The organism is Deinococcus arboris (genome assembly GCF_009755355.1).
Lineage (GTDB): Bacteria > Deinococcota > Deinococci > Deinococcales > Deinococcaceae > Deinococcus > Deinococcus betulae.
On sequence record NZ_WQLB01000014.1, the window covers coordinates 38,274 to 61,652 of the forward strand.

Annotated in this window: 20 protein-coding genes; 12 read left to right on the forward strand and 8 right to left on the reverse strand. The window is 67.0% G+C overall.

Annotation, left to right across the window (positions count from 1 at the left end; translation table 11 throughout):
- The first annotated feature begins 17 nt into the window (after nt 1–17).
- Entirely contained in the window at nt 18–434 is a 417-nt protein-coding gene (locus GO986_RS11630) for a hypothetical protein (RefSeq protein WP_157459468.1), read from the forward strand.
- Nucleotides 435–563: 129 nt separating this feature from the next.
- Here the strand turns inward: GO986_RS11630 and GO986_RS11635 are convergent, their stop codons facing one another.
- A complete protein-coding gene (locus tag GO986_RS11635) occupies nt 564–839 on the reverse strand; it encodes a cold-shock protein (RefSeq protein WP_157459469.1) in 276 nt (91 codons plus the stop codon).
- 225 nt (nt 840–1,064) lie between these two features.
- On the opposite strand from GO986_RS11635, the gene GO986_RS11640 reads away from it, so the two are divergent.
- The 5 genes from GO986_RS11640 (at nt 1,065) to pruA (ending at nt 5,792) form a co-directional block, all read left to right on the forward strand.
- A complete protein-coding gene (locus tag GO986_RS11640; protein WP_157459470.1) occupies nt 1,065–1,526 on the forward strand; it encodes an MgtC/SapB family protein in 462 nt (153 codons plus the stop codon).
- A gap of 225 nt (nt 1,527–1,751) precedes the next feature.
- Entirely contained in the window at nt 1,752–2,414 is a 663-nt protein-coding gene (locus tag GO986_RS11645) for a GntR family transcriptional regulator (protein ID WP_157459471.1), read from the forward strand.
- Nucleotides 2,411–3,349 (forward strand): proline dehydrogenase family protein, encoded by a 939-nt coding sequence (locus GO986_RS11650; protein ID WP_157459472.1) that lies wholly within the window; start codon nt 2,411–2,413, stop codon nt 3,347–3,349. The genes GO986_RS11645 and GO986_RS11650 overlap by 4 nt, the downstream gene beginning before the upstream one ends.
- Complete coding sequence (locus GO986_RS11655; protein WP_157459473.1) at nt 3,349–4,224, forward strand: SDR family oxidoreductase; 876 nt, start codon at nt 3,349–3,351, stop codon at nt 4,222–4,224. Before GO986_RS11650 ends, GO986_RS11655 begins: the two co-directional genes overlap by 1 nt.
- Nucleotides 4,221–5,792 (forward strand): L-glutamate gamma-semialdehyde dehydrogenase, encoded by a 1,572-nt coding sequence (gene pruA / locus GO986_RS11660; protein WP_157459474.1) that lies wholly within the window; start codon nt 4,221–4,223, stop codon nt 5,790–5,792. Before GO986_RS11655 ends, pruA begins: the two co-directional genes overlap by 4 nt.
- A gap of 175 nt (nt 5,793–5,967) precedes the next feature.
- Here the strand turns inward: pruA and GO986_RS11665 are convergent, their stop codons facing one another.
- The 3 genes from GO986_RS11665 to GO986_RS11675 form a co-directional block, all read right to left on the reverse strand.
- Nucleotides 5,968–7,914, reverse strand: a complete 1,947-nt coding sequence (locus tag GO986_RS11665) for a WD40 repeat domain-containing protein (RefSeq protein ID WP_157459475.1) — start codon at nt 7,912–7,914, stop codon at nt 5,968–5,970.
- A 271-nt stretch (nt 7,915–8,185) separates the two neighbouring features.
- Complete coding sequence (locus tag GO986_RS11670; protein WP_369409332.1) at nt 8,186–9,544, reverse strand: phytoene desaturase family protein; 1,359 nt, start codon at nt 9,542–9,544, stop codon at nt 8,186–8,188.
- Nucleotides 9,535–10,422, reverse strand: coding sequence for a UbiA family prenyltransferase (locus GO986_RS11675; protein WP_369409333.1), 888 nt, complete (start codon nt 10,420–10,422; stop codon nt 9,535–9,537). The genes GO986_RS11670 and GO986_RS11675 overlap by 10 nt, the downstream gene beginning before the upstream one ends.
- A 96-nt stretch (nt 10,423–10,518) precedes the next feature.
- Here GO986_RS11675 and GO986_RS11680 point away from each other — a divergent pair, with 96 nt between their 5' ends.
- On the forward strand, nt 10,519–11,406 hold the full coding sequence (locus GO986_RS11680) for an NAD-dependent epimerase/dehydratase family protein (protein ID WP_157459476.1): 888 nt from the start codon (nt 10,519–10,521) through the stop codon (nt 11,404–11,406).
- Nucleotides 11,407–11,540: 134 nt separating this feature from the next.
- Here GO986_RS11680 and GO986_RS11685 read toward each other — a convergent pair whose 3' ends face one another.
- Both GO986_RS11685 and purU read right to left on the reverse strand, forming a co-directional pair.
- On the reverse strand, nt 11,541–11,984 hold the full coding sequence (locus GO986_RS11685; RefSeq protein WP_157459477.1) for a hypothetical protein: 444 nt from the start codon (nt 11,982–11,984) through the stop codon (nt 11,541–11,543).
- 153 nt (nt 11,985–12,137) lie between these two features.
- Nucleotides 12,138–13,040, reverse strand: a complete 903-nt coding sequence (gene purU / locus GO986_RS11690; RefSeq protein ID WP_157459478.1) for a formyltetrahydrofolate deformylase — start codon at nt 13,038–13,040, stop codon at nt 12,138–12,140.
- Nucleotides 13,041–13,494: 454 nt separating this feature from the next.
- Here purU and GO986_RS11695 point away from each other — a divergent pair, with 454 nt between their 5' ends.
- The 4 genes from GO986_RS11695 to GO986_RS11710 all read left to right on the forward strand — a co-directional run bounded on the left by GO986_RS11695 (nt 13,495) and on the right by GO986_RS11710 (nt 16,174).
- Nucleotides 13,495–14,586, forward strand: a complete 1,092-nt coding sequence (locus GO986_RS11695) for an aminopeptidase (RefSeq protein ID WP_369409334.1) — start codon at nt 13,495–13,497, stop codon at nt 14,584–14,586.
- A gap of 349 nt (nt 14,587–14,935) precedes the next feature.
- Nucleotides 14,936–15,160, forward strand: coding sequence for a hypothetical protein (locus GO986_RS11700; RefSeq protein WP_157459480.1), 225 nt, complete (start codon nt 14,936–14,938; stop codon nt 15,158–15,160).
- Between the two features lie 10 nt (nt 15,161–15,170).
- The gene (locus GO986_RS11705) at nt 15,171–15,719 is read left to right on the forward strand and encodes an AAA family ATPase (protein WP_198170620.1); all 549 of its coding nucleotides are present in this window, start codon (nt 15,171–15,173) and stop codon (nt 15,717–15,719) included.
- Nucleotides 15,716–16,174, forward strand: a complete 459-nt coding sequence (locus GO986_RS11710; RefSeq protein WP_157459482.1) for a hypothetical protein — start codon at nt 15,716–15,718, stop codon at nt 16,172–16,174. The genes GO986_RS11705 and GO986_RS11710 overlap by 4 nt, the downstream gene beginning before the upstream one ends.
- 38 nt (nt 16,175–16,212) lie before the next feature.
- On the opposite strand, the gene GO986_RS11715 is transcribed toward GO986_RS11710, so the two are convergent.
- Entirely contained in the window at nt 16,213–19,329 is a 3,117-nt protein-coding gene (locus GO986_RS11715; RefSeq protein WP_157459483.1) for an NAD(P)-binding protein, read from the reverse strand.
- A 270-nt stretch (nt 19,330–19,599) separates the two neighbouring features.
- On the opposite strand from GO986_RS11715, the gene GO986_RS11720 reads away from it, so the two are divergent.
- Nucleotides 19,600–21,261 (forward strand): GGDEF domain-containing protein, encoded by a 1,662-nt coding sequence (locus GO986_RS11720; protein WP_157459484.1) that lies wholly within the window; start codon nt 19,600–19,602, stop codon nt 21,259–21,261.
- A 438-nt stretch (nt 21,262–21,699) separates the two neighbouring features.
- Here GO986_RS11720 and GO986_RS11725 read toward each other — a convergent pair whose 3' ends face one another.
- Nucleotides 21,700–23,370, reverse strand: a complete 1,671-nt coding sequence (locus GO986_RS11725; protein WP_157459485.1) for a cation:proton antiporter domain-containing protein — start codon at nt 23,368–23,370, stop codon at nt 21,700–21,702.
- Nucleotides 23,371–23,379: the final 9 nt, after the last annotated feature.

Consider the following 23,379-nt stretch of genomic DNA (forward strand, 5'->3'; position numbering starts at 1 on the left):
GCCTACACTGCAAACCAATGAACGACCCTCAGCGTAAGGACCAGGAATCGCACAGCGTACAGGACCTGCTGCGCGAACTTTTTCCAGAGACGCACCGCGAATTATTTGGAACGGCCACCGGGGACGCGCCGCCCACGCTGGGCCTGTACCCGGTGGCCGACGGCCGACTGGCCCTGGTGCACGGTGACCAGCTGGCCGAATTTACACCGCTTGACCCCAAGCACCGGGGGGCTTTGCACTGCGACCTGTGCCACCACACCCGCAGCCGCACCGAGGCGTCCGTGTACCGCGTACATGTGGCGGCCCGGCGCACCCGGTACGTCACCCTCTGCACTCACACCGCGCCGTGTCAGGGCCGCGCGGGCGAACGCGGCCTGCTGGCCCTGGCCGAGCGGATTTTTCCCATTGAACCCTACGGCCCAGGCGAGCGCTGACAGCAGCAGTTCAGTTGCCTGACAGCATTCTTGGCGGTGAGCAGGGACACCCTCACGCAATCCCCTTGACCCTCGACCAAAAGAAGAAGGCACCCAGATTGGATGCCTTCTTCAGCTGGAAAGTGTGGCTTACCAGCGGTCGTTGCGGCGGGCGCCGCCGCCATTGCTGCCGCCGCCGTATTCGCTGACGGGGGCCGCTTTGGTCACCACAATGTTCTTGGCCTGGGGGCCTTTGCCGCGCTGGCCTTCTTCGATTTCGAATTCGACCTCGTCGCCTTCGTTCAGCTTCTTGAAGCCGCTGGCCTGGATGGCGCTGAAGTGCGCGAAGACGTCAGGGCTGCCTTCGGTCTGAATGAAGCCGTAACCCTTTTCTGCGTTGAACCACTTAACTTTCCCTACTGCCATAATCCACTCCTTAGCTTCCATAGAACATGGGAGACGCACAGAATCTGCCTGTGCGCCTCTTACCCAATGTGCGTACCCAGGAAACTATGAGTGCAGTGTAGGGGGGAGACGCCCCCCGCAAACGTGCTCTGGGTTACTTTACGTCGCTCTGACAGACGGCAGACCAATCAATGGTAAAGGCTGCCGGCTTGTGAGCTGACCGGAGAGCCCGTAGCGTCGGGGCACATGGAGGTCTGGACCCCACTGATCACGCAGCTGCACCTGATGATAGGGCTGCTGGTCGCGGCGCTGCTGAGCGGCCTGATTGGCTGGGAGCGAGAAGCCCACCGCGCCGGGGCAGGCCTACGCACCCATATGCTGGTGGGCATCAGCGCGGCGCTGTTCGTGGTGCTGGCCGAGCAGCTGATTCGGCAGTTTGGCAACGACAATCCGGCGGTGCGTTTTGACCTCGTGGGGGTGCTGGCCGCTGTGGTCAGTGGCGTGAGCTTCCTGGGGGCCGGCACCATCTTTTCTTCGGGCAAGGGCGAAAGGACACGCGGCCTGACCACCGCCGCCAGCCTGCTGGCCACCGCTGGGGTGGGGGTGGCCTGCGGCCTTCATCTGTACGTCTTTGCCGCCGGCGCAACGCTGCTGTTTCTATTTGTACTGCGCCCCCTGCAACGCCTGACCCAAGATGAGGGCGAGTAAGACAGGGCCGTTGGCTTAAAGAGCGTCCTGAGTCGCCCCCACGCCGCTTTAGGTGAAGTCGTCTACCGCTCTCTCAGGAGCTTGTTCTCAACAGAGGGTCGAATCAGGGCGGCACATGGAGTTAAGAAGACCTCCGCCGAGTCTTTTCCTTTTGCCTAAGCCGGCACCGTTTTCAGGCGTTTCAGGCCTGCTCTTCGTGCCCAAAAATTGTATACAATATCCAACATGGCAAGTTTCGAGCGGCCCAGTCTGGTGCGCGATGGGGTCTATGACCACCTGCGGCGCGCCGTGCTGGACGGCGAACTGGCCCCCGGCGAGCGGCTGGGGGAGGTCGAATTGGGACAGCAGTTTGGGGTCTCGCGCACGCCTATCCGTGAGGCGCTGATGCGGCTGACCCAGGACGGCCTGCTGGTAGCCGAGGCGAACAAGGGGGTACGGGTGCGGACCCTGACGGCCGCTGAGGCCCGTGACACCTACGTGGTACGCGAGGAGCTGGACGGCCTGGCCGCCGCCCTGGCTGCCCAGCACCATACCCCCGCCGACGCCGAGGCCCTGCGCCGCGCCCTGGCCGCCCTGAACGCCGCGCCAGGCAGCGACTACCGCGAGCAGACCCGCCTGGACCTTGCCTACCACCGCGCCCTGACCCACGCGGCCCACAACGCGGCCCTGACTGACCTGGCCCGCGACCTGGAGCAGCGTGTGGCGCTCATTAAGCACCAGACCCGCACCTACAACGCCCACCCCCAGACCGATGAACAGCACGCCGCGCTGCTGCGGGCGGTGCTGGCCCGGGACGCCCGCGCCGCCCGCGCCGCCGCCCGGCACCATGTCCGCACATTTGCCGCCCTCGTGCTGCACGACCTGACTATTCCCCAGGAGGCTCTATGACCGACTTCAACCAGCTGTACCGCAAAGCCGTGCTGACGGTGGCCGGCCAGAAAACCATCGAGAACCTTGTGCGTGCGCGTGGGTGGGGCATGGCCCAGCGGTTCGTCGCCGGTGAAGGCCCCGATACCGCCATCGCCGCCGTGCAGGAACTGGCCAGAGACGGCATCCTGGCCAATCTGGACCTGCTGGGCGAATTTATCGAGTCGCCCGAGCAGTGCACGGCTTTTGCCGACAACGTGCTCAAGGTCATTGAAGCTGCGCACGCTGCCGGCGTGACGCCGTACGTGAGCATCAAGCTCTCCAGTGTCGGCCAGGGCAAGACGGTGAATGGCGAGGACCTAGGCCTGACAAACGCGCGGCGCATCATCGGGCGGGCCACCGGGTACGGCGGCTTCGTGTGCCTGGATATGGAGGACCACCCACGCGTGGAACAGACCCTGGCGCAGTTCCGCACGCTGGTCGGCGAGTACGGCCATGACCATGTGGGCACCGTGCTGCAAAGCTACCTGTACCGCAGCGAGGCTGACCGTGCCAGCCTGGACGACCTGAAGCCGAACCTCCGCATCGTCAAGGGCGCGTACCTGGAACCCGAGACAGTGGCGATGCCCGTCAAGGCCGATGTGGACGCGGCCTACCGCCAGCTGGTGTACGCCCACATGAAGGCCGGGAATTACGTCAACGTGGCCACGCACGACGAAAGCATCGTGGAGGACGTGAAGATGTTTGCGCTGGCGCACGGGATCGCTAAAGACGCCTACGAGTTTCAGATGCTGTACGGCATTCGCCGCGACCTGCAAAAGAGCCTGGCCGCAGCGGGCTACCGGGTGCGCGCCTATATCCCCTATGGCCGCGACTGGTATCCGTATTTCAGCCGCCGCATCGCCGAGCGCCCTGCGAACGTGATGTTCGTGCTGCGCGGCATGCTCAAGGGCTGATGCCTGGTCTGATCGGGGTCACTGGCGCCCCCGGCAACGTGGGCACGCCGCTGGTCAGGGCGTTGCTGCGCCGGGGCGCGCAGGTGCGGGTGCTGGCCCGCCGCCCGGAGGCTGCCCGCGAGGCCCTGGCCGACGTGGCGGGCCAGGTCGAGTTCCGTGCCCTGACCTTTGGCGAGCGGCCCACCTACGCCCACGCCATGCAGGGCCTGGAACAGCTGTTCGTGCTGCGGCCCCCGCAACTGAGCCGTGTGACCCGCGACCTGGTGCCCGCGCTGGACGTGGCCCTGGGCGCAGGGGTGCGGCACTTTGTCCTGCTGTCTCTGCAAGGGGCTGAGCGCCTGCCCATAACGCCCCACGCGCAGCTTGAAGCGTACCTGCGCGGCACAGGCGCGGCCTGGACCTTCCTGCGCCCCGGCTTCTTCCTGCAAAACCTGACGACCACCCACCTGAGCGATCTGAAGCGCGGCGTCCTGGCCGTGCCCGCCGGACAGGGCCGCACCAGCTTCGTGGACGTGCGCGATGTGGCTGAGGCCGCCGCCACCGTTCTGACCGAGGCCGGGCACGAGGACAAGGCCTACGAACTGACCGGCGCGCAGGCGCTGACCTACGACGAATTGGCAGCCACCTTCACGGCGGCGCTGGGCCGCCCCATCCACTCGACCAACCCCTCGCCACTGGCTTTTTTCCAGCACCTGCGGCGCCAGGGCGTCCCGGCGGCACAGATTCTGGTCATGGAAGCCATTTATGCCACCGCCCGCTTTGGGCTGGCCGCCCATGTTTCGGACGACCTCCCCCGGCTGCTGGGCCGCCCGGCCCGCACCCCCGCTGACTTTGCCCGCGACCTCGCCCCCCTACTGCAAGGAGACACCCCATGATTAAAGTTCAGGACTACCGCCCCCAGAGCTTCATTGACTTTACCCAGCCCGAAAACGTGGCCGCGTACCAGGCCGCGCTGAACAAGGTGCGCGCCGAGCTGGTGGGCAAGCATTATCCGCTGGTCCTTGACGGCGAGCGCGTGGACACCGAAGGGAAGATTGAAAGCCGCAACCCCTGCGACACCGCCGAACTGGTGGGCACCACCGCCAAGGCGACCATCCAGGACGCCGAGCGCGCCCTGCAAGGCGCCTGGCAAGCCTTCGAGAGCTGGAAGAAGTGGGACATGGACGCCCGCGCCCGCATTCTGCTCAAGGCCAGCGCGATCCTGAAGCGCCGCCGCCTGGAAGCCTGCGCCCTGATGAGCATTGAGGTGGGCAAAAACTACGCTGAAGCCGACGTGGAAGTGGCCGAAGCCATTGACTTTCTGGAGTACTACGCCCGCAGCGCCATGAAGTACGCTGGCTTTGGCAGCAGCGAAACCACCTGGTTTGAAGGCGAGGAAAACGGCCTGATGAGCATTCCTTTGGGCGTGGGCGTCAGCATCAGCCCCTGGAACTTTCCCTGCGCCATCTTTATTGGTATGGCAGCGGCGCCCATCGTGGTGGGCAACTGCGTGATCGTGAAACCCGCCGAAGACGCCGGCCTGATCGCCGGCTTTATGGTGGACATCATGCTGGAGGCCGGACTGCCCGCTGGGGTGCTGCAGTTCCTGCCGGGTGTGGGCAAAGAGGTCGGCGAATACCTGACCACGCACGCCAGAACCCGCTTTATCACCTTCACCGGCAGCCGCGCCGTGGGCCTGCACATCAACGAGGTGGCGGCCAAGGTGCAGCCGGGGCAGAAATGGATCAAGCGCGTGATTATGGAACTGGGCGGCAAAGACGGCCTGATCGTGGACGAGACCGCCGATCTGGACAACGCCGTAACTGCCGCCGTGCAGGGCGCGTTTGGCTTTAACGGTCAGAAGTGCAGCGCCATGAGCCGCCTGATCGTGGTGGACAGCGTGTACGACGAGGTGGTAGGCCAGTTCGTGGAACGCGCCCGCGCGCTGAAGGTCGGTACCGGCGAGGAGAACGCCAACGTGACCGCCGTGGTCAACCAGATGAGCTTTGACAAGATCAAAAGCTACCTGGATCTGGCGCCGCAAGAAGGCACAGTGCTGCTGGGCGGCCAGGCCCCCGGCGAGTACGGCGGCAAGCAGGGCTACTACATTCAGCCGACCATCGTGGGCGACGTGCAACGCGACTCTCGCCTGGCTCAGGAGGAAATCTTCGGGCCAGTCATATCGGTCATCCGCGCCAAGGACTGGCAGGACGCCCTGGATATCGCCAACTCCACGGAATACGGCCTGACAGGGGGCGTGTGCAGCTCCAGCCGCGAGCGTCTGGAGCAGGCCCGGCAGGAGTTCGAGGTGGGCAACCTGTACTTCAACCGCAAAATTACGGGGGCCATCGTGGGCGTGCAGCCGTTCGGCGGCTACAACATGAGCGGCACCGATTCCAAGGCGGGCGGCCCGGACTACCTGGCCAACTTCATGCAGCTCAAGACCGTCACCGAGCGCTGGTAAACAGAAACCCCACAGCAAGCCCCCGGTAAATGCCGGGGGTTTTGCGGTCTGGGCCCAAGGGAAGGCACTTCTGCTCCACGGAACTCAGGTGAGGTGAGCGGCCTCGCAGAGCGAACATGAAAAAAGACGGTACTCCACCAATGGAACAATGTTTTGGACTCAAAGGAGGCCCGTGTCAGCGCACGTCCTGACCAGTTGGCACCGCCTGAAGGCTGAAACCCGGAATACTCCACCAGTCCAGGCGGTTGCCGTCCTGAATGAGCAGGTGGCCATCTGGGGCAAAGGCGGCCCGCAGAAAGGGGACGTTGAACCCGCAGCCACCCGTACGGTTATAGCCCTGGGCCAGACGGGCCGGTGTGGGCAGCAGGCGCCCTGTCTGCACGTCGGCCAACCGGTAGCCCAGCAGGCCCCAACCGCAGCCGTCGCCGCTGCCCTCGCCCAGCAGGGCCAGGCGCCCGGTGCCGTTGAGCGCCCGGAGCTGCCAGCCCGAGTTGGGGTCCTGGGTGGTGGGTTTCATGACCAGCACCGGACCAGGGCGGCCCGTCTGGGTATTGACCCGCCAGAACCGCCGGGCCACGGGGTCTCCGGTGGCCTGTGGGTCCAGGCCTGACAGCACGGCGGCCCGGCCATCCGCCGACGGCTGCACCGAGAGGCCGCCGCGCGTCCACGGCGTCTGCCACAGAACTTTGCCGCTCAGGGTCAGGACACTCAGGCGCTCGCGGTAGCCCTGCTCTGGGCCATTCTTGTCATCTGCCGTGGTGAACACCACCGATTGCACCGGGAAGGTGGCCCCGGCCGGCAGATTCAGAGGTTTGCCTGCCAGGGTCCAGGCCTGAACCAGCGTTCCGGTTCTTGTCGAAACCCACGCGCTCAGCACCTGACTGTCTGGGGAAAAGGCCAGCGCGGCAACCTCGCCCGCTGCGTTCCAACTCCCTTTCACCTCGCCGCGCGCCCCGTGCAACCGCACCAGCCGCCCCTGTGCCGAGGCAAAGAGGGTGCCAGTTGGCGTGGCGGCCAGCACGGCGGCCCGGACAGGCGCCAGCGTCCGGACCCCTGAGCGGTCCACCAGCGCCAGCCGCCCTGCGCCGCCTCCCCCGTGCAGGGCGACCAGGGCGTGCCCGCGGGCTAGAGGCACGGCCGCCTGCACGGCCTCGCCCAGACCACGCAGCAGCGTGCCGTCGGCGGTGCGGCGCACTTCGGGCACGCTGCCCCCGCGCAGGGTCACGAAGCGGCGGCCATCGGGTGAGGGCCACGCCCCCCGTAATCCCACCGTGGCTGGCACTTGCCAGGCCACCCGCCCCGCCAGGTCAAAGAGGGCCAGCCACTGCCCTTCCCGCGCCCCGCCCCCACTGGTGCGGTCGCCTGTGTTGTACACCGTGGCTGCCAGTAGCCAACCCTGGCCGGCTGGACGCAGGGTGCCGCCCGGCAACAGAAGAGGTGCCTTCAGGTCCAGCCGCTGGGGCGCGGCAGAGCGGCTCAGGTCGTTCCAGATGTACAGGGTGCCGCGCCCGTGGTCCCCCCAGTCGGCCACTGGGGTCAGGACCAGCAGGGCCGCGCGCCGCCCATCAGGACTAAGGCCCAGCACGGCGGGCTTCAGTCCCTTTGGCAGCGTCCAGGTCCGGCCCGTCCCCCGCCCCTGGACCCGCAGCGCCCCGCCCTGCACCCAGGCGCGGGTCTGCCCGTCGGGCGTGCAGCGGTTCAGGGTCACGGCACTGGCGGTGCAGGCGGCCTCGGGCTGGGCCTTGCCGGTCTGAAGGTTCAGGCGAGCGCGCAGCCCCACGGGTTTGGCCCCCCTGTACCCCTGCCCTTGCAGCAGCAGACCCCCGTCCGGCGCGCGGTCTTCCAGCGTCAGGGTGCCGCCGAGCACTGCCGCCAGCGGTGAGAGGGTTTGCGTGGCCAGCAGGGCGCCGCTGGCCACGCTCCAGCGCTTCAGGACGCGGGTGGTGTCCAGGGTATAGACCTCCTGGTCACTGCGCCAGGCCACGCCCCCCGCTAGGGCGCCGATAGGGTCGTTGGGCGAACCGAATGACCCGGCGCCGTGCCCAGGCAGCGTGATGGTGTGGGGACTAGAGGCGGCCGAAGCCACTGACGCCAGCAGAGCCGCAAGGAGGAAAGCACGCATAGCCCGAGAGTAGGCCAGGAGAGCTGACGCTGCCTCAAGGCCTGACCAGCAGGTTGGGTGGCTCACCCAAGACCTGCTCTCCACAGATTCCACTTCACCACTTCATGACAGCACAGCTGAGAAGGCACCGTCTGCGCCTGCAGAGCGCAAAATCCGTACCTTTTCCTTCTTACTCTCTTGCGGAGCTTGTCAAGTCTGCGGCGCCGCTTCCCAGGTCCGCTTGGATTCCACCCGGCATTCTGCTCGGTTCAATCGGAATCATGAGAACGTTTTACCGCCCGTTCGTCCCGGCCAGCAGCGTGTCCACCAGCAGCGCGCCGCCCAGAATGGCTGGCAGGCCGCCGCCCGGATGCACGCCCGCGCCCACCTGCCACAGCCCCGGCGCCACGCGGTAGGGCTGAGGATGCAGCGGGCCTCCGCGCCAGGGCGGCACCGCGGCCCCATACAGCGCGCCGCCCGGATGGCCCCCAGCGGCGTAATGGGCAGGCGGCAGCGCCGTGACCGCCTGAGCAGAGGCCAGCAGGCCCGGCACCCCCAGCGTCTCCTCTATCCGCCTCAACTGCGCCTGCACCCAGGGATGCTCTGGCGTCACGGCGGCGCCCGTGGCCGGCGCCGCCAGAAGCACGCTCAGGCGCCGGCCCTCGGCATGGACCAGGGCCAGGGTGGAAGAAGGCCATTCACCGGCCCGCACTGCGGCTCGGAACGCCCGGAAATCGTCAGGCGGAAGGACGCTCGTGGCTGGTAGAGAGGTCGGCTCAGGCAGCGCGGCATAGAGCGCCACGCCACTGACCGTCCGCCTGGCCAGGGGCGAGGGCGCCCGCTGGCCCCGCAAGGCCGCCAGACGCACCGGGTCCAGGGCGCTGACGAGGAGGTCATGACGAACAGCCTCTGTCCCGTTCAACATCAGCGCGGTGCCGCTGATTCGCGTCACCGCTTCACCCTCGCGCAGCACCACACCCCGCGCGGCCGCACTGTCTTTCAGGGCCTCCAGCAGCGCGCCCATCCCCCGCGCTGGCCGCATCACCTCGGCGCCCACCAGGGCCGGCAGCAGGGCGTACAGGGCCGGGGCGTCCTGCGGGGCCAGGCCTGCATTCAAGGCCTGCGTGGCGAGGGCGTGGCTCAGGGCAGGCGGAAAGTGCCGGGCGCGCAGCCAGGCCGCCGCCGTCAGGTGAGGCCCGGTCACCCGGAACAGGGCCGCGCTGGCCCGCAGGAAAGCCGGGTCGGTGAGGCGCGGCGGGGTGGTCAGCAGGGTCAGCAGGTGCGGCGCCAGCGGCGCGGCCATCCGCACGTAGCGCTGCCAGTCGGCAAACAGGGCGTGCCCCGGCGGCACCGGCAGCGGCACCGGGCCGTGCGGCGTGTGGTACTGCCCCAGTCCACCCGGCAGCGGCTGAAGGTTCAGGGGGTCAGGCTCGCCCAGCCGGTCCAGGTACGCGCGCCAGACCTGAGGAACAGTGAAGAGACTGGGGCCAGTGTCGAAGGTCAGGCCGCCCACCTCCAGGCGCCGCAGTTTGCCGCCCAGCTGATCGCGCTCATACACGGTGACGTGGTGGCCCCGCGCCGCCAGCAGCGCCGAGAGCGCCAGCCCCGCCAGGCCGCCGCCCAGAATCCCAACCGAGCGGCCTATGGCCACAAGCCGCGCGCCAGCAGGTAGACCAGCTGCACCCCGGCCACCGCGCCCACGATCCAGGGCGTGACGATGCTGAGGGGATACAGCCGCGCAGCCTGCTCGGGGGTGGGGCGGCGGCGCAGGGCCAAGCTCATGCCGCCGCAGGTCAGTAGCAGGGCGAGCGCGGTCAAGCGCGACACCGGCCACAGCAGCGCCGCCGCCAGACAGAACCAGGCCAGGGCATACAGGGCGGTGCCCCCGGCGCCCAGCGTGGTCGCCACCGTGCGCGTGCCGGCCAGGCGGTCGGCGGGAATGTCCTGCGCGGCGTCAAAGGCGTGTTTGCCCACCGAATACGCCATCAGGGCCAGCAGCGGCGCCCAGGGCATGCCCTTGCCCAGCACCAGCGCGGGCAGCGCCAGGGGCAGCGCGTAGGCCACGTTACTCAGGCCGTCCAGAAAGGGCCGGGCCTTGAGGCGCAGGGGCGGCAGGCTGTAGGCCACAAACAGCGCCGCCGACACGGCCAGCACAGCCGTAGCGGCTGGGGGGAGGGCCAGGGTCAGGAGCAATAGGGCGGGCACATTCAGCCATGCGGTGGCGCGCAGCAGGGGCGCGGCCTCATAGCTGGCCAGGCGCGCGCCCTGCCAGCCTCCTTTGCGGCTGCTGCGGGCGTCTTCTTCGCGGTCAAAGAGATCGTTCAGGCCGTAAATCAGCAGGTTAAACGGCAGGGTCAGGTAGACCAGCAGAGCCAGCACGCCGGGGTGCAGGGTATACAGCTCCCCGCTGAGCCATACGCCCGTCACCAGGGTGCCCACGGTATTGACCCACAGGGCCGGGCGCGACACCACCAGCACCCGCCGTAGGGGCAGGTAGGCAGGCCAGGCGCGGGCGGGCAGGCGGCTCACGGCCCGCAGTGTACGCGCCGCCCCCACCCGGCAGATGCCCCGACCTGGGCGCGCGGCTACGTTCTGCCGGGGGCCTGCGCCCGCACAATGCGAAGCATGAACATTCTGGTGACCGGGGCCAGCGGCTTTGTGGGGCGGGCCGTCGTGGCCGAGTTACGCGCGCGCGGGCATACCGTCTGGGCCGGCAGCCGCAGGGGCGAAGCGGTGGCCGGCGCCCACGGCCTGAAGCTGGACGTGACGGACCCCGGCAGCGTGCAGCGCGCCGTGGGCCAGGCCGACCCCGAGGCCGTGGTGCATCTGGTGGGCATCATTGCCGAGACTAAAGACCAGACCTTTGAGGGGGTGCATGTCGGCGGCACCCGGCATGTGCTGGCCGCCACGCCCCGGCACGCCCGTTACGTTCACATGAGCGCCCTGGGCGCGCGCGGGGACAGCGGCAGCGGGTATTCCAGCTCTAAAGCCCGCGCGGAGGGCCTGGTGCGGGCCAGCGGCCTGCGCTGGACGATCTTTCAGCCCAGCCTGATTTTTGGGGTCGGCGACGACTTTTTTGGCCGGGTGCTGCGCGAACTGGTCAGCACGGCCCCCATCGTGCCGCAGATTGGCGACGGCTCATTTCCATTTCGGCCCGTCAGTGTGCAGGACGTGGCGCGCGCCTTCGCCACCGCCGCCGGGTCGGAGACAGGGGTGGGCGAAACCTTTCGCCTGACAGGCCCCGACGAATACACCTTCCGGCAACTGCTGGAACTGGAACTGGGGGCGCTGGGCAAGCGCAAGCCGATTGTGCCTGTGCCCCTGCCCCTGATGAATCTGGCGGTGCCCCTGATGGGTCTGCTGCCCCACCCGCCCATCACCCGCGACCAGTACGCCATGCTGAAAGAAGGCAATACGGCGCCCAACGAGCCGGCCCGCACCGTGTTTGACCTGCCCATGCGGCGCTTGCCCGAACACCTGCCCGAGATTGTGACGCAGGCGAAAAAAGGCTAGGCCTGAGACGGAGCTGGCCCCCCCCTGCGGTTGCGTCAACGGTTCAAGCCAATCGGATTGGTGAGCTGTGCCGGTTCCGGTCTTGGAGGTGATACCCCGCTCTGCCGTATGGGCTCAACCGACAGCCGCTGTCTTTACACCCCAAAGAACCGCAGCAGGGGGCGCCACCAGGGAATAGCCAGCAGCACCGTCAGCAGCGCCAGGCCGCTCCAGAGGGCCGCTGCCTGAAAACGGGCCGTGTCCGTGGTGGCCTTGCGGGACTGGCTACTCGCCAGGGTAGCGAAGACGGCTGCCAGCAAGCCCAGCCCCAGGTGCTCCCACTGAAAGCTGGCGCGCGGCGCCCCGGCAAAGACAGGCACATTCTGCATGCCCAGAAAGGCGAACAGCATCAGCCCCAGCACGACCTGAAGGTGCAGGCTGCCCATAAAGGCCACGACGGTCCGACGGGCCGCCGGGCCAAAGGGCCGCCCCGCCGAGCGCCCGCGCAGGCTGGCCACCAGCGCCCACACGCCGGTCAGGAGAACGACCCAGCGGTTGAGGTTATGAATGGTCAGCAGCGCAGCGTAAAGAAAGGCCATGGCCCTTAGCCTAATTTGACCGAGCGGTCAGCTCAAGAGAGTCCCCTCAATCTCACGTTAGCTGCTGGCTGTAGTGGTGACTTGCTCTGCGTCGTCGCCTAACCAGTTCGCCCGCTTTCAGAGGGCGCCCCTCCGTTCTTCTAAATCAAGCTGTCAGAACACCACCGTCTTGTTGCCGTACACCAGCACGCGGTCATCAACATGCGCCTTGACCGCGCGGGCCAGCACCTGCCGCTCCACATCGCGGCCCAGCCGCATCAGGGTATCGGGCGTTTCGCGGTGGGTTACGGGAATCACGTCCTGGGCAATGATGGGGCCGGCGTCCAGTTCCTCGGTGACGTAGTGGCTGGTGGCGCCAATTAGCTTGACGCCCCGGTTAAAGGCCGCGCGGTAGGGGTTGGCCCCCACGAAGGCCGGCAAAAATGAGTGGTGAATGTTGATGACGGGCCGGCCAAAGTGGCCCAGGAAATCGCCCGAGAGAATCTGCATGTAGCGCGCCAGCACAGCGAAATCAGCCCCGGCCTCGTGCATCAGACGCACCTGCTCGGCCTCGGCTTCAGCCTTATTCTCCTTGGTCACGGGCACGACATGAAAGGGAATGCCAAACATGTCAGCGTCGCGGCGCAGGTCCTCATGGTTGCTGATAATCAGCGGAATCTCGACGTGCAGTTCGCCTCGGCGTTTGCGCCACAGCAGGTCCAGAAAGCAGTGATCGTACCGGCTGACCAACACGGCCATCCGCTTAGGCTGCGACGTGTAATTGACGCGCCAGGTCATGCCAAACGGCGCGGCCACCACACTGGCAAAGGCCCGCTCGAACGGTTCACGCGCCAGGTCCAGGCCCGAGAGGTGAAACTCCATCCGCATAAAGAAGATGCCGCCCTGGGGGTCGGTGCTGTGCTGATCGCTGTGGATGATATTGGCGCCGTGGTTGTGCAGAAACTGCGACACCGCCGCCACAATGCCGCCCCGATCTGGGCAGGAGATGGTCAGGACAGCCGTGTTCTGGGGGTCCAGTGAGGTGGGCGCGGAAAGGGCGGAAGCGGGAGCCGTCATCCGGCGAGGATACCCTGCGCCTGGGTCAGACTGACTCGCCCTGCCCAGATGGAAGGGCCCAGCCCTCTGTAGTTTCCGGCAACTCGTTTGCGCAAACGGGCTGATTCAAGCCGTGCGAGAAAGAGGAAAAGTGGGTTGACGGGCGTGGTGTTTTCAAATCGGCGCCTGCCCAATTTGAAAACGGAACAGGTGGAATCCGTCTCACACCGACTCCGATTGAATCGCTTACAAAAACGATGACATCCGACTGGAGGGAGGAAGGAGCAAAGCGGGTTCCGGGCGTGGAGTTGGCCAATCGGTTCTCTCCCGATTTGAAAACGGAACAGACGGAATCATTATCAGACGGACACTGTGCCGGGCACTTCCACACCCCGCAATGGAACTGGCGTGTTTGCTCCCCTGCTGCCTGCCGTCACACCCTGCCCTGCCTCAGCCCAGTGATAGCCTCGCAGGCGTGCAGACACCCTCCCTTCTGGCGTATGACCCGGACCTTCACGCGGCGCTGCTGGCGGACTACTGCCTGATGGCCGGGGAAGGCGAGCGGCTCCTGGTGGCCGGCGGCCAGGAGGCCACGCCGCTGCTGCGCGCCGTCACCCGCGCCTTGCTGACGCGCGGCGCGCGCCCGGTGCCCCGTGTGGATTACCCTGGCCAGGACGAAGATTTTGCCGAGCTGGCGTCGGACGCCGTACTGGACGCCGCCCACGCCGCAGACCTGGCAGACGTGGACGCCCTGGACGGCAGCCTGCGCGTGCTGACTCCTATGCCGGGCCACGCCGTTGATGCGGCCCGACGCGCCCGCCTGATGGCCGCCCGCGCGCCCGTGGCCGCGGCCCGCGCCCGCAAGAAGTGGAGCCTCACCCTCTACCCCACCGCCCACGCCGCCGCGCAGGCCGGCATGACGCCCGAAGGGTTTGGTGATTTCGTCATGCGCGCCATGTTTCTGGACCGGCCCGACCCGGTGGCCGCCTGGGGCGAGGTGCGCGCCATGCAGGCCCGGATCATTGAGCGCCTGAGCCGCGCCGACGTGGTGAGGCTTGAAGCCCCCGGCACCGACCTGACCCTGCGCGTGGGCGGCCGGACCTGGGCCAACAGCGATGGGCGGCGCAATATGCCCAGCGGCGAGGTCTTTACCGGTCCGCTTGAGGACAGCGCCGAGGGCGTGGTGACGTTCACGGTGGCCGCCGAGTACCAGGGCCAGGTGGTGCGCGGGGCGCGGCTGGAGTTCAGAGGTGGGCTGGTCGTGGACGCCAGCGCCGAGGAAGGCGAGGCCGTATTGCACGCCGCGCTCGACACCGACCCCGGCGCCCGCCGCCTGGGCGAGCTGGGAGTTGGCACCAACAGCGGTATTCAGGTGCCCACCGGCAACATCCTGTTTGACGAGAAGATTGGCGGCACCGTTCACCTGGCCATTGGCAAGAGCTACCCCGAAACCGGCGGCGTCAACGCCAGCGCCGTTCACTGGGACCTGATTACCGACCTCCGCACAGGCGGGCGCCTGAGCCTGGACGGCGAGGTCGTGCAGGAGAATGGACAGTTTTTGATCTGACAGCGGCAGCCTCTGTTGTTCATTCACATCGTTCGCCCCAGAGCGGTTGAGGTGGCCCTTCATTCCACCACTCTGGAGTCCTTGTAGAGCAACAGCAGGCGAGCTGGGCGCTTCCCGTGAAGGCGTTGACGCTCTTCAGTTTGAGCCGGTAACGCTGTGGTGCCTCCTGGTGAGCACTGCCACCACCCTGCTGCACACGCTGGTGCTACTGGTACTAAATCATGCGCAGGTCCAGCTGAACTGGAACAGAGCCGCCTGCTGCTGGATTTCAGAGCTGGGCGACGGAGGGTCGATCTTCGCCGTCTGAGGTTGTGGCTGGGCCGAGCAGGCTGGCCGGCACGCCAGTGCCATGACCCTGAGGCCGCTCATCTCACTGACGCTGTGTGTCCTGCGCGTGGGGCTGATGACCAGCGCGCCAGGATTCCGGCAACCCGACGGGCAGGTGCTGGCCGTTTTCACCAGTCTCCAGACTGTACTGATCATGTGGCCTGTGCCGTCCCCAACCCAGCTGTACGGCCAGCCTCAAGAGAGCGATGGCACGCAAGCAGCGCATGGCCTGGCCTCTGCCCGCTAGCATTCCTGACATGACCCCTTCTCCTGGCCCCATCTGGGTGCTCAGCGGCAGCCCTGGTGCGGGCAAGACCAGCGTGTCGCAGGCGCTGCTAGCCCGCTCTGCGCTGGGCCTGCACCTGCCCATTGACGACCTGCGCGAACTGGTGGTCTCAGGACTGGCCCACCCCAGCCTGGACCACCCCCCCGAGGCGGTACGGCAGTTTGCCCTGGCCCGCACGGCCGCCGCCCACCACGCCCGCCTCTACGCCGAGGCCGGGTTCACGGTGGCGGTCGACGACGTGCTGTGGCCCGCCGACCTGGCCCCCATGAGCGCCCACTGGGCCGGGCTGGATGTGCACCCGGTGCGGCTGCTGACCACCTTAGAGGTCGCCCACCACCGCAACCGAACGCGCACGAACAAAACCTACGACACTGCCCGCCTCGCGCCTCTCATTGATGGCCTGTACCCGCAAATGCCGCCCGAACTGTATGCCGAAGCAGGCTGGGCCGTGGTGGACAGCAGCCACCTGACGCTGGACGACACCGTGGACGCCCTGCTGACCCTGGAGTGGCCGCAGTGACGCCCGGCAATCCTGCTGTCCTGAGCGGCACCTGGTTTGTCGTGCAGACCAGCCTGCCGCTGTGGCGCACGCGGCAAAACCCCAGCGTGACTTACGCGCCGCTGCCAGACGGGCGCGTGGTGGACACGGTGCGCTTTACGCAGCGCGGGCGGCCGGGCCTGATTGTCGGCCTGGACCGGCCGCTGCCGGGGGGCGGCTGGGAATGGCGCGGGATCAGTCTGCTCACCCGGTTCACGCCTAGCCGGTGGCAGGTGGCCCACGCGGCGGATAGCTGGGCCATTACCGTGTTTGCGCGCACCCCCTTCACGCCAGCCGGGCTGGATGTGTACGCCCGCACGCCGAGCCTAACGGCGGCGCAACAGACCGAGGTGGAGGCCGTCCTGACCACCTTGCCCATAGCCCAGCCGTACCTCCGCGACCTGTTCTTCCCTGTTCACGACGAACAAAAAAGCTGAGCAGGGAGGAGCCCCCTGCCCAGCGGCCTCCCTCTGCCCTATTCGTCGCGCTCGCCCGGAATAGGCGCCTTCACGCCCGTAACGGCCTGGGCGGCCTGCATCCCGGCCATCACCGCCGCCTCCACACAGCCCGCGTTCAGCCCTGTTTTCAGCCAGTCGCCCGTCAGGATGAGGTTGCGGTAGCCCGATTCATCGGCCCTGAGGCGGTGCCTCGTGCTGCCCACCACGCTCATGACATAGCGCTCAGAGGGATCTACGTTCGCACGCCAGTACTGGGCGTCAAATCGCGCCTCGCCCTGCGCCGCGTCGGGGGCACTCAGGAGGGCCCAGTTGAACTCGCCTGCCGGGCCAACTGCGGGGAGCAGGGCCGTCAGCTGCTGGGTCACCTGATGCAGCGCCCCGGCTTTGGCCTGGTCCGCGCAGCGGCCTGGGAAAGCGGTCTCGCTGCTGGGCGGCAGACCCTCATCGGGAAAGACCGAGCAGAAATACGACACGTTGCGCGGCGCGCCTGGGGTGTCTGGCCAGTCTTCACGCCGCAGCAGTTGGTCCATCGGTGCCCAGGTGTCGTACGGCTCGGTAAAGCCGCTGAGCACCGGCTCCTGCCCATCAGGCTGCGCGGTCCAGCCTAGCTCTGCCAGGTCGTCCCTGAACCACAGCTGATAGGCCTGGGTCGGAATGCTTTTGACAAAGGTGGTCGTGTTCCTGAGCGCCTCGCTGCCCGCCACCAGGTCAGGCGCCACCAGCGGCACCGAGGCCACCGACAGGCCCAGAATGACCCGGTCAAAGTCCACGCCACGCCTTAGGGTCAGCTCGGGCAGCGGCTGGCCCGTCGCCTGGGCGTAGACCTGCGGCCAGTCGCTCCAGTGGCTTTCCAGGTTCGCGCCGCTCTGGCGCAGCAGCTCGGCTTCCTCAGGCAGCAGCTGGTCAAGGTTCGGCGTGCTGGGCCAGCAGGCCAGCCCCTTGACGTACACAAAGGGGTCGTAGTGGTCGGCCCCGCTGGTCGGCGTGGCCTGCTGGGTCAGGCGGATGGTGCCCACCTCGCCCCCGTCGGGCGTCAGTTCTTCAACCTTATGGAAGAACCGGAACTTCACCCCACGGGCTTTCAGGACCTGATAGGCCGGCGAGAAGATGGTGTCGCCCATCCCGGCCTGCATCTTGTACATGATGCTGCCCTTGTAGGCCAGCCCGATTTTCATCATGGCGCGCAGCAGCGTGCCGGCTTCGGCGTTGGGGCGGTCGTAGTCGCCGCCGTCGTAGGCAAAGATGAGGTCGTAAAAGCCACGAATGACCGCGCTGTTCACGCTGTAGCGCTCGTTGGCCCCGTGCTTGAGCAGCCAGTCGCGCAGGTCAATGTCGTTGATCACGTCAAAGCCGCGCGTCAGCACCCCATCGCGCAGCAGGCCCAGCAGGGTGGTCACGCCCAGGTCCAGGCAGATATACAGGCGCCGCAGCTTGTCGTCGCGGTCCAGCAGGTCGCAGAGCATGTGGTTCAGCCACTCACGCAGGCCTTCCAGGGTGCGGGCCAGCAGCCCGCCGCCGTTCTCATCCTCGCGCAGGTGTGCGGGCAGGGCCGCGAGCCACTGACAGGCCCCTTCCAGCGTGTGCAGGGCGCTGGTCGCCAGATAGTCCACGTCCGCGCAGATGGTGCTCGCCAGGTGGCGCAGCCAGCCCGGATGCTCGCCGGTCTCGGTTTTGGGCACCGGCACCGGGGCAGGCAGGTGGGTGTGGCAGACCTCAGCCAGCCAGCCCTTGACGTGGCCCAGCAGGGTCTCGGCGGCTTCCCACAGGGTCGGGTGGGCATCCCCGTCGCCGGGCGTGCTGGCCTTGTGCGGGAACATCAGCGGCCAGGGGCGCCAGGTGTCTCCGATATGTTCGCTCAGGACGATGTAGTCATGAGGCTTGAAGGCGTCCTGCCAGGTCGCCAGCGGCGCGGCGGCAGGCCGGTTCAGCTCGCCGTAGACCCCCTGAATCATGCGAAAGGCGTTCTCGTAGAAACCAAACCAGAGGTGCAGGCCGTGTTCCTCTATGCGCTGCCCAGCGGCGGCATTGCGTCCGCTGGCCCCCTTGCCCCCCAGCCGCCAGCCCATCTGGTACAGGGTGATGTCGTATTTCTCCTGCCAGTCGGGCTCCTGGGTCAGGTGGTACGCCGCGCTGATGGCGCCCACGCCGCCGCCCAGAATCACGATCTTTTCTGGGGGCGTGCGGGCCGGCGGAGTCACCTCCTGCGCCTCTGTCACCGTGAAGTCAAATTGCAGCTCGAAGGGCAGGTGGGCGTCCTGCGCGCCGGGCGCCCAGCCCAGCGTCTGCGCCAGCGGAAAACTGGCGACCTCGTGCAGCGTGCAGGTGGCGCGGCCCCCCACCAGGCGCCCCCCATGCACCTTCTCCACCACGGCGGGCGCCGCCACCACGGCCTGATACACAGCCCTGTCGCCGGCGCCATCTGGAAACTGCTTGAGAAACAGCTGGTCGGTGCGGGGGTTGGTCAGCAGCGAGAGCAGGTCTTCCCAGCCGGCCAGGTCCGGCACCAGAAAGTCGGGCAGATGACGCAGTTCGGCGTAGGCGCCCGTGACCAGTTCGGCCAACGACTCAACCGGATGCCCGCGCCCGTGGAGCAGCCCTGAATCTGAGGTCACGTCCAGCAGCGGGTGCCAAGCAATCTGCGTGTCCGGGGCAAATGGCTCGAAGCCCTTGACGCTCAGATGAAAGTCGCCGGCCTGACCGGCAGCGGGCATCTCGTATTGGCAGTCGTATTTGGGGTAGCCGTACAACTCGCGGCCGTTAATCAGGGCCATCGTGTCGTCCACCCAGATGTGCGCCGGATAGAAGTACAGGTGTTGCAAGCGGCCTCGCGCGTCCAGTTGCCCCACCGGAATCCAGGTGATGATGTCGGTCTCGGTAATCCAGCCCTTGGCCTCGTCGCTGGGGTACGTGGAATTGGCGTGGCCCACCCGCGTAAAGGTCAGCATGACGTAGGGCGACAGCACCCGGAAGGTGGCGCAGCCCTGTGCAGCGCGGTTCAGGCCCGCGTCCACGGTGGCCTGAAGCCGCGTCAGGTCGCCCTTGACAAAAAAGCCGCGCATGTCGGCCTGTTTGAGGGCCAGCGGCGCGTGCATATTGACGGAACCAGGCAGGTAAATGTATTCGGGTCTGGACATCGTTCACCTTGAGTCGAAGAGGCGGAAAAGTGAAGGAGGCCTCCGGGGCCCCCAGCGGGTGGGTCTTGGCGGCCTGTCCAGGAAATTGGCCCCCTGCCCGGCGGCTGGGCCACGCGGCAGGACGCAGACGAGCGACACACAGCGGGCGGCAGACCACCGGCACAGCGCCCCGGCAGCAAGCAGGGCAGCCTGTCCGTCAGACTGTCCTCAATGTGACCTGAGAGGCAGTTCTCTTTATACTGTGTTTATTCTTGAACAAGGGAGTGCGCGATGAACCACCCTACCCTGAACCGTCTGGTCTGGCCGCTGGCCGCTCTGCTGCTGGCCCTGTGGGGCCTGCTGACCGGGGCAGGCGTTCACGCGCAGACCCCCGAGACTGGCTTGACGGAGACCGGCCTGACGGTGCGCTCTGGGCTTTACCACGCAGCTGACCAGGCCTTTCCGGCTTCCGGCCCCGAGGTCTCCGGCTGGGCCGCCACCCTGACGGCCACCCCGCGCGTCAGGTTCACTGGCGACGAGTCGTGGCTGGTCATGGAGCTGACCAACCGCAGCGCCAACGCCGACTGGGTGTTTAGTCCCCACGGCAGCCTGATCGAGCGGGTGGACGCCCGGCTGTACCGCGAGGGCCAGCCTCCACAACCCTTTCAGACCGGCTATCAGGCCGACCACGCCTATATGCTGCATTACGGCGTGGACATTACAGTGCCGCCCGGCGAGCGCGCGTGGCTGGTGGCGCGGCTCAGCAGCCCTTTCTATGCCTCGCAGCCCGAGTTCTCGGTGCCCAGCCGGGCCGACTACCGCCGCACGGTGTCGTTTGAAAACTTCCTGATTCTGATGGCGCTGGGCGCGCTGGTCACGCTGTCGTTTTACAACCTGTTTATCTACGCGGGCACGCACAACCGCTCGTTTCTGTTCTACGCGGCCTACATGCTGACGTACTGCGCCGGCTGGGCCTTTACCTTTCACCTGCCGGCCGACGTGTTTGGGCTGCGCAACCTGCGGCTGCATTACCTGTGGTTTTTCCTGCTGCCAGTCCTGAACACGCTGTTTTACCTGCACTTTTTGCAGCTGGAGAGCCGGGTGCCGCTGCTGGCCCGCCTGAGCCGGTGGGTGGTCTGGCTGGCGCTGGCGCTGCTGCCCACCTCGTTTTTCCTGTTGGCCTACGCACATGTGCTGGCCACCGCCGTGATCTCTTTGTGGCTGGTGCTGGCGCTGGTGTCAGGGGTGGTCAGCTGGCGCCAGGGCTTTGCCCCCGCCCGATTTTTCGTGCTGGGCCTGCTGGCCCTGCTGATCCCGGCGGCCGTGATCCTGCCGGGCAACGTGGGCCTGTCCCCCGACGTGCCGTTTAACTCGGAACTGTTCACGCTGCTGGGCGGCACGCTGGACGGCCTGCTGCTGGCCTTTGCTCTGGCCGACATGATCCGGCTGCTCAGCCGTCAGAATCAGGCGTCCATTGTTCAGTTGCAGCGCGCCCTGCACCTGGCCCGCACCGACAACCTGACAGGCCTGCACAACCGCTACGCCTTCGAGCAGGTCTTTAATGCCGAAGACAGCGCGCGCCTGCTGATCGTGATGGACCTGGACGGCCTGAAAGGCGTCAACGACCAGCAGGGGCACACCAGTGGCGACGAACTGCTGCGCACCTTCTCGAAGCACCTCCGGGACCTGGAGCGTGAGGGGGTGACCGCCTACCGCCTGGGCGGCGATGAATTTGCCCTCCTGGCCCCCCTGGAAACCGAGGCCGAATTGACTGGGCGCCTGCAGGACATCGAGCGTGCCATGCAGACCAACCACCCGTCGTCGGGGGTCAGCTTCGGGGTGGCGCACACCAGCGCCGCGCCAAAAGTCAGCACCTTTGACGAGGCCGACCAGCGGATGTATCACCACAAACAGGCAAAAAAAAGAAACGTGCGCGCCTCCTTGCTGACGTAATTCCTCCGAAAGACCTGAAGCTTTGCCTGGAGGACCGTGCGGAACAAGGCGTTCCTCTCGATATGACGTGAGAGGCACACTGACCTCACCATGTGCATCAAAGCGCCGTGGGATGACGGTTCAGAGGAAAGCGAACAGGATGAGAGGTTCTGGCTGTACGTGGGCCAACCGGTGCTGTGCTGGTGTAGGAGCGCCGGAGACGAAATTCGTCTGAGCGGGGCGCGTCTTGTGACTACTGACAGCGATTTAGGGAAGCCTGCTCACCCCTTCCTGCCGCGCACAACCGCCGTTCACACCAGCGAGTTGCTCCGCCCTGCGCTTGTCGAAAGTCCCTGAAGACCGCTCTAGGCAGCCTGACCTAGAAAAGACTCCTCAAGAGAAGAGGCACAGCCGCGTTTCCTGGGCTGTGCCTCTCCTGTGCTGGGTTCTGGCCTGCGGCTAGCTTCGGGCCGCCATCATCTCTACGGCCTGCACGCCGATAGCTTGCCCTAGTTCCTGCTCGGCAAATAGTACCTCGGTGGCGCCCAGTTCCTGAAGGGCCAGCTGGGTGTGCTCGTCGTGGGCACGGGCAATCAGCGGAACGCCGGGGTTCACACGCCGGACATGCTCGGTCATCAGCTGGGCCTGAATGGCGTCTGGCACGGCAATCACCACCAGCGCGGCCTCGGGCAGCCCGGCCTGGCGCAGCACCTGGGTTCGGGCGGCGTCGCCCAGGATGACCTGATGGCCCTGGGTACGCAGGTCGTCGGCCAGAGCGTCATCCTGCTCCACCACCACAAAGGGTTGTCCTTGTGCGGTCAGGGCCTCGCCCACCAGCCGGCCCACGCGGCCGTAGCCCACCAGCACGGCGTGGTCGCGCAGTACCGTCGGGGTCTGCTCTGGGACAGCGGCGCTGGTCACGGCCTTCCCGCGCCCGCCCAGGGCACGCTGCAGCGGCTCAATCAGCCGGAACAGGAAGGGGTTCAGAGAAATCGAGATGATGGCCCCCGCCAGAATCAGGTTCTGGCCCTGGGCGCTCAGGAGGTTCAGGTCGCGGCCCAGGGTGGCCAGAATGAACGAGAACTCGCCGATCTGCGCCAGCGACACGCCCACCGCCAGCGCCGTGCCCACCGGGTAGCCGCGCCACAGCACCAGCACAAAGGTCAGCAGCGCCTTGCCCAGCATAATCAGCAGGGCCGTGGCCAGTACCAGCAGCGGCGCGCTGAGCAGAATGGACGGGTCAAACAGCATGCCCACCGACACGAAGAACAGCACCGCAAAGGCGTCTTGAAATGGCAGCGCATCCTCGGCCGCCTGCTGGCTGAACTTGCTCTCGCTCACCACCACGCCGGCAAAGAAGGCCCCCAGCGCAAACGACACGTCAAACAGGATGCCGGCCCCGTAGGCGATGCCCAGCGCTGTGCCCAGCACGGCCAGCGTAAACAGTTCGCGCGACCCCAGCCGGGCCACGCGGGCCAGCACCCAGGGAATGACGCGGCGGCCCCCCACCATCATCAGCGCCACGAACACCACGACCTTGCCCACGGTCAGGGCTAGGGTGGTCAGCAGCGTGCCCACATTCAGGCCACCCTCGGTCTGACCCGTCAGCAGCGGCGCAAAGGCGGGCAGCAGCACCAGCGCCAGCACCATCACCAGGTCCTCGACAATCAGCCACCCCACCGCAATCTTGCCCTTCTCGGTGTTCAGGGTGCCGCGTTCCTCCAGGGCGCGCAGTAGCACCACCGTGCTGGCCACCGCCAGCGCCAGGCCGAAAATCAGGCCCTCCCCCACCGACCAGCCCCACAGCTGCGTCATGCCAATGCCCAGCAGCGTCACCGCCAGCATGCGCAGCAGCGCGCCTGGCACAGCGATGCGGCGCACCGCCAGCAGGTCCCCAAACGAGAAGTGCAGGCCCACCCCGAACATCAGCAGAATCACGCCAATCTCGGACAGCTGCGCGGCAATGCGCGAGTCGGCCACAAAGCCGGGGGTAAAGGGGCCAACGGCAACCCCCGCCAGCAGATAGCCCACCAGGGGGGGCAACCGCAGGCGGGTGGCCAGCAGACCGCCAAAAAACGCGAGGGTGAGGCCCACGGCCAGGGCGGCAATCAGTTCGGTGTGGTGAGGCATGTCGGCTCC